The sequence below is a fragment of the Ignavibacteriota bacterium genome, assembly GCA_016218045.1.
In the GTDB taxonomy this organism is placed as follows: Bacteria; Bacteroidota; Ignavibacteria; order SZUA-365; family SZUA-365; genus JACRFB01.
The window spans coordinates 41,233-47,319 of record JACRFB010000021.1; the positions used below are offsets into that span (position 1 = coordinate 41,233).

The following is a 6,087-nucleotide window of genomic DNA, read 5'->3' on the forward strand; positions in this document are numbered from 1 at the left end:
GAGGATACACCGTGCGTTGCGCCGTGTGTGGTGCCGACAATTCGGAGCTTGCGCTCCGCTGTGCCGCGTGCGGCGCGTACGTGCGCGACCGCGTGCCCGCGCTGAACCTCTTCGCGACCCTGTGGGCCGTGATCGAGAGTCCGCGCGAGGCCTTCCTGCGTGTGGCGCGCAGCGAGCAGAAGAACTACGTGGTCGGAATATTCGGAGCTACGGGTCCGTTATTCCTCGCCGGCGCCGCGGCGGCCGCCGGGGCGGGGGATACGGACCTGCACTTCGGACTGCTCTTTCTCGGCGTGTTCCTCGCCGGACCCCCGCTCGGCATGCTGTTGTGGACGGCCGCCACGTACGTCCTACGCCTGCTGCTTCCCGAGGGCGCGCTGCCGAAGGCGCGTTTCCGCGCGCTGATGCCGTTGGTGGCATACGCGCTGTTTCCCGCCGCGCTGTCGGCGCTGGTGCTGCTGCCCGTGCAGCTCGGCATTTTCGGGCGGTATCTCTTCTCCGCCAATCCCTACCCGTGGATGCTGCAGCCCGCGGCCTTCTGGATTCTTCTCGGTCTCGAGGGCGCCTTTCTGCTTTGGTCGGCCGCGCTGCTCGTGCGCGCGCCGGGTGTGTACGGCATAGGTCCGGCACGCGCGGCCGCGGGTGTGCTGCCGGTGCTTGCGGGAGTCGCGGCGCTTGTGTTTTTTTGCGGAAAACTGCTCGGTGGAGTGTTGCCATGAGAGACGCGCGGGAATTGCTGCCACACGGCCTCATCGTATCGGTGCACGTGGACGAATCGGATCCGCTCGCGCCGCTCGATCTCATGCTCGCCTTTGCGAAGGCCGCGGAGCAGGGCGGAGCTACGGCGCTGCGCGTCGAGGGCGCCGCGACCGTGGGCGCGCTGCGCAAACGCACGTCGCTCCCGATCATCGCGTACACGAAGGGCGAGTACGGCGATCAGGCCGAACTCATCACGCCCGATTTCCCCGACGTCGAGGCCCTGTTCGCTGCCGGCGCCGACATCGTGGCCATCGACGCCACCAAGCGCCGCAGGCCAAACGGCATGGACGGCTTCGTGTTTTTCGAGGAGGCGCGCAAACGTTTCCATCAGCCGCTCTGGGCGGATGTTGCGCTGTTCCGTGAAGGGGTCAAGGCCGCCGAGGCCGGAGCCGACTTTATCGCGACCACACTTTCGGGCTACACGCCCGGCACCGTGGTGAAGGATTATCGCACGCCCGACTTCCAGCTCATTCACGAACTCTCGATGTCGCTCATCATCCCCGTGATCGCGGAAGGCCGTATCTGGACGCCCGAAGACGCCGTCCACGCACTGCACGTCGGCGCCCATGCCGTCGTTGTCGGCTCGGCCATCACACGCCCCCGCGTCATCACACAGATGTATTCCAACGCCGTCAAATCCTTCCTCGACAACGCTGAGGCAGGAGCTAGGATCTAGGAGTTAGGATCTGGTAGAAGGAGATAGGAGATAGTAGTGTCGAAGGCTGAATGTTGAACACAGTCCCTAGTCCCCAGTTCCCAGTTCCAACTACCCAGTCCCAAGTTCCCAGTCCCGTCGCGCTTCGACAAGCTCAGCGTGACACAGCGTGGCTGTTCCGCTCCCTAGTTCCCAGTTCCAATTACCCAGTTCCCAGTTCCAATTACACAGTTCCCAGTTCCTATTACCCAGTTCCCAGTCCCCAGTCCCGTCGCGCTTCGACAAGCTCAGCGTGACAATGCTCCCTTCCAGACACTCCTATACCCTAACTCCTATCTCCTAGATCCTTCTACCAGATCCTAACTCCTATCTCCTAGATCCTTCTACCAGATCCTAACTCCTATCTCCTAGATCCTTCTACCAGATCCGAACTCCTATCTCCCAGCTCCTCCAATGACCCTTTCAGAAAAGATAAACGACGATATGAAAGCCGCATTAAAAGGCGGTCGCAAGACGGAACTCGAAACGTTGCGCACGATACGCGCGGCGATACTCGAGGTGGAAAAGAAAAAGATCGGCACCGTGCTGGGTGAGGACGATGAACTGGCCGTGCTGACCGCCGCCGCAAAGAAGCGGCGCGAGGCGATCGAATCGTACAGCAGCGCGGGCAGGCACGATCTTGCGGAGCAGGAGAAGGCCGAGCTGGAGGTGATCGTCCGTTACCTGCCGCAGCAGCTCACGAGCGAGGAACTCGAATCCTTGGCGAAGGAGGCGATCGCCGCCGCGGGAGCGGCCGATATGAAGGACTTCGGCAAGGTGATGGGTCCGCTGATGAAATCCGTGAAGGGACGTGCCGACGGCGCGGCGGTGCAGGCCATGATACGGCGCCTGCTCGGAGGCGTGTAGTGCCGGACACACATCCGTACCGCGACGCGGCCGCAAAACTCGAACTGGATCTCATTCTCCAGAAAATCGCCGCGGGTGCCCGCACGGTGTACGGCCGCGAGGCTGTGGCCGCGCTCGAACCCTCACCCATCCCCGCCGAAGTGTACGACGAACTCGAGCGTGTGCGCGAATACCGCGCGCTGCTCGACGCCGACGATCCGCCGCCGCTCGCCGAGATCGAGGACTGCCGCGCCGCGCTGCACCGCGCCGGCATTCCGGGCAGCAGCATCCCCTCGCAGGATCTGCGCCAGATCCTGCAGGCGCTCACCGCCTTCCGCGAGCTGAACATCTTCCAGACGCGCCGCGCCGAACGCGCGCCCATGCTTGCGGCGCTCGCCGCGCAGCTCGTGGTGGACAAGGTGCTCGAATTCCACATCGACCGCGTGGTCGACGAGGAGGGGGGCGTGAAGGACACGGCCAGCAAGGAACTGCGCCAGCTCCGCCGCGACATCATCGACAAGACGGGACAACTTCGACGCCGCATGGAGGTGATACTCAAGCGCGTGTCGGAGGACGAACTCGTGCAGGAAGAGCTTGTGACCCTGCGCGACGGACGTATGGTTCTGCCCGTCAAGCTTGAACACAAGCGCCAGGTGCAGGGCTTCATCCACAGCACATCGGCGACGGGGCAGACCGTCTATATCGAACCGACCGAAACACTCGATCTCAACAACGAGATACGCGACCTGCAGTTCGCCGAGCAGCGTGAGGTGGCGAAGATACTCACCGAACTCACCGACCGGCTTCGTCCGCAGTCGTCGCCGATGCTCGACGCGCTCGTGATTTTCGGGCAGCTCGACGCGATCAATGCGCGCGCGCGGTATGCCATCGCAGTGCAGGCGTCCTTCCCGAGCGTGTCGCCCGGCGGTCCACTGGTCGTGAGCCGCGGACGCCATCCCATTCTCATGCTGCACAAAAAACACGACGCCGTTGTGCCGCTCGATCTCGAACTCGGCCACGAGGCCACGACACTGCTGATCACCGGACCGAACGCGGGCGGCAAAAGTGTCGCGATGAAGGCCGTGGGACTGTTTGCGCTGATGGTGCAGTGCGGCATTCCCGTGCCCTGCGACGAGACCAGCGCCTTCCCGGTGTATTCCGGCGTGTATGTGGACATCGGCGACGAACAGTCGGTGGAGAACGACCTCAGCACGTTCAGCTCGCATGTGCGGCGTCTTGCGGCCATCACCGCGGCGGCCGACGCGCGCAGTCTCGTGCTCATCGACGAAATAGGCACGGGCACCGATCCCGCCGAGGGAAGCGCGCTTGGCGCGGCCATACTCGAGGCGCTCACCGCGCGCGGCGCACATGTGATCGCGACCACGCATCACGGCATGCTCAAGGCCTTCGCGCATGAACATCCGCGCATGGTGAACGGCGCGATGGAATTCGACATGCAGTCGCTTGAACCGACGTACCGCTTTCATGCCGGACTGCCCGGCTCGAGCTACGCGTTCGAGATCACGAGGCGGCACGGCATGGAGCCGCGTATCATCGAACGCGCGCGTGAACTGCTCGGCACGCGCGGCGACGCGCTCGAGCATCTGCTCGGCGCGGTCGAGAAGAAGTCGCAGGAACTCCACGAGCATCTTCGCGCGGCACGCAGCGCCGAACAGAAGTACGAGGCCCTGCTGACCGAATATCAGGACAAAGTCGCCTCGCTCAAGGCCGAGGCGCGGCGCGTGAAACAGGCCGCGCTCGAGGAGGCCGAGACCCTGCTCGAGGACGCGAACGCGGCCATCGAGAGCGCCGTGCGCGACATCCGTGAATCGCAGGCCGAAAAGGAAACCGTGCGACAGGCCCGCGAACGTGTTGCGACATTTCGCGAACGTGTCGCAGCCGAAAAACCGGCGCCCGATCCGCAGCAGAAACAGGAGAAGTCCGCAGCGCCGCAGCGCGCGGGTGTGATACAGATGGGCGACACCGTCGCGATGCGCGACAATCCCTCGTCGCGCGGAACCGTGCTCGACCGGCCGAAGGACGGCTATGCGACCGTGGCTTTCGGCATGATGAAGATGCGTGTGGAACTGCGCTCACTCGTTGCCGTCGAGGAAAAGAAGGGCGGTGAACGTGTGGCCACGGCCATGCCCGAATCGCGTCCGCGCAACGAAATCGATCTGCGCGGCCAGTATGGCGACGACGCCGTGCGCGCGCTCGACACCTATCTCTACGAGGCGTACTCCGCCGGCTTCAAACGCGTGGACATCATTCACGGCAAGGGCACGGGCGCGCTGCGCAAACGCGTGCACGACTATCTGAAGGATCTTCCCTTCGTGGCCGACTACCGCCTCGGCGAGTGGAATGAAGGATCGACCGGCGTGACCGTTGTGTTTTTGAAGGATTGAGTGCACGGTGTTGATATTGATCCTGTGAGGAGACAGGAGATAGGAGACTGGAGACTGGAGACAGGAGAAAGGAGACTGGAGACAGGAGATAGGAGACTGGAGACTGGAGACAGGAGATAGGAGATAGGAGACAAACTGAAGGATTGATTTCTTGATTCACATCTGTCCCTTGGGTGTTAGATGCATTTCAGCTCGGTAAACATACATTTCTGAGCAACCCTCAATGAGAATAGGATAACAGGATGCGTTACTCCATTATCATACCTGTACTGCTCGTGGTGCTGCTGTCTGTGAGTCCTGCAGCCCGGAATAATCACTGCTCCGTGGCGCACAACAATCCAAGCGCCGCACGCGCGCATCATGCCAGTCTGTCAAGCTGTCTCCTGTCTCCATCCTCCTGTCTCCTCACGCCGACCGTGCCAGTACACGCACCCTCATTCGAAGCAGACAGCATCAGAATAATGACTTTCAACATCCGCTACGGCACTGCGCCGGACGGAGAGCAGTCGTGGTGGAACAGAAAGGACTGTTTGTTCGGCGTGCTGCGCGACACACGGCCCGACATACTCTGTCTGCAGGAAGCGCTGCGCGGACAGCTCGACGAAATCCGCGCGGCCTTCCCCGAGTACGCGGAAGCGGGCGTGGGACGCGACGACGGCAAGACGGAAGGGGAGTACGCGGCCATACTGTTCCGCAGTGCGCGTTTCGAAAAACGATTCGACAGCACCTTTTGGTTTTCCGACACACCCGACGTGCCCGCCTCGAAGCACTGGGGGAACGGCATTCCGCGCATCTGCACATTCGTGCTCCTGCACGACGAGCAGAGCGACAACGACATCACCGTGTACAACGTGCATCTCGACCACGAATCGCAGCCCTCGCGCGAGAAAAGCGCAGCCGCCTTGCTCGCACGCATCGCGCGACGCGGAAGCGCCGCGCATGTGCTCGTCGCCGGAGATTTTAACGCCGGACCCGCCAACGCGGCAGTGACGTCCATACTGGCCGCGCGCGTTCCAGGCACAGCCGATCCGCTGCTGTACGACATGTACGCGTCCCTGCATCCGGACGAGACAAGCGGCACCTATCACGCATACAGCGGCAAGGAGCGCAGCCAGCGCATCGATCTCCTCCTTGCCTCACCACACATCCGCGCACACGCCGCGCAGATCATCCGCAGCTCCTGCGGCATGCTTTGGCCCTCGGATCATTTTCCCGTACTCGCCATCTGCACCCTCAGCCCGTAGCGGGACAGCGGGAGAGACCCGATGTTTAACATAGCAAGCCTCGCACGTGGTGTTTAGATTTCTGTTTGCCCAAAAACATCCACACCTCGCGGAGGCTTGCTATGCAGCAACGTACACAGCCCACGTTTGACGATCAACC

General features: G+C 62.6%; 5 protein-coding genes. All 5 read left to right on the forward strand.

Annotation, left to right across the window (positions count from 1 at the left end; all coding sequences use genetic code 11):
- Positions 1-11 precede the first annotated feature (11 nt).
- The 5 genes from HY962_06690 to HY962_06710 all read left to right on the forward strand — a co-directional run bounded on the left by HY962_06690 (position 12) and on the right by HY962_06710 (position 5,948).
- On the forward strand, positions 12-719 hold the full coding sequence (locus tag HY962_06690; GenBank protein ID MBI5646602.1) for a hypothetical protein: 708 nt from the start codon (positions 12-14) through the stop codon (positions 717-719).
- Positions 716-1,435: an N-acetylmannosamine-6-phosphate 2-epimerase gene (locus tag HY962_06695; protein ID MBI5646603.1), complete on the forward strand. Its 720-nt coding sequence runs from the start codon at positions 716-718 to the stop codon at positions 1,433-1,435. The genes HY962_06690 and HY962_06695 overlap by 4 nt, the downstream gene beginning before the upstream one ends.
- A gap of 432 nt (positions 1,436-1,867) precedes the next feature.
- Positions 1,868-2,320, forward strand: coding sequence for a GatB/YqeY domain-containing protein (locus HY962_06700; GenBank protein MBI5646604.1), 453 nt, complete (start codon positions 1,868-1,870; stop codon positions 2,318-2,320).
- The gene (locus HY962_06705) at positions 2,320-4,704 is read left to right on the forward strand and encodes an endonuclease MutS2 (GenBank protein ID MBI5646605.1); all 2,385 of its coding nucleotides are present in this window, start codon (positions 2,320-2,322) and stop codon (positions 4,702-4,704) included. Before HY962_06700 ends, HY962_06705 begins: the two co-directional genes overlap by 1 nt.
- 461 nt (positions 4,705-5,165) lie before the next feature.
- A complete protein-coding gene (locus tag HY962_06710) occupies positions 5,166-5,948 on the forward strand; it encodes an endonuclease/exonuclease/phosphatase family protein (protein MBI5646606.1) in 783 nt (260 codons plus the stop codon).
- Positions 5,949-6,087 lie beyond the last annotated feature (139 nt).

What these genes read in the sequence shown, in the direction of transcription:
- HY962_06695 (MBI5646603.1), top strand. Translation starts at nt 716, where the DNA reads ATGAGAGACGCGCGGGAATTGCTGCCACACGGCCTCATCGTATCGGTG.
- HY962_06700 (MBI5646604.1), top strand. Translation starts at nt 1,868, where the DNA reads ATGACCCTTTCAGAAAAGATAAACGACGATATGAAAGCCGCATTAAAA.
- HY962_06710 (MBI5646606.1), top strand. Translation starts at nt 5,166, where the DNA reads ATGACTTTCAACATCCGCTACGGCACTGCGCCGGACGGAGAGCAGTCG.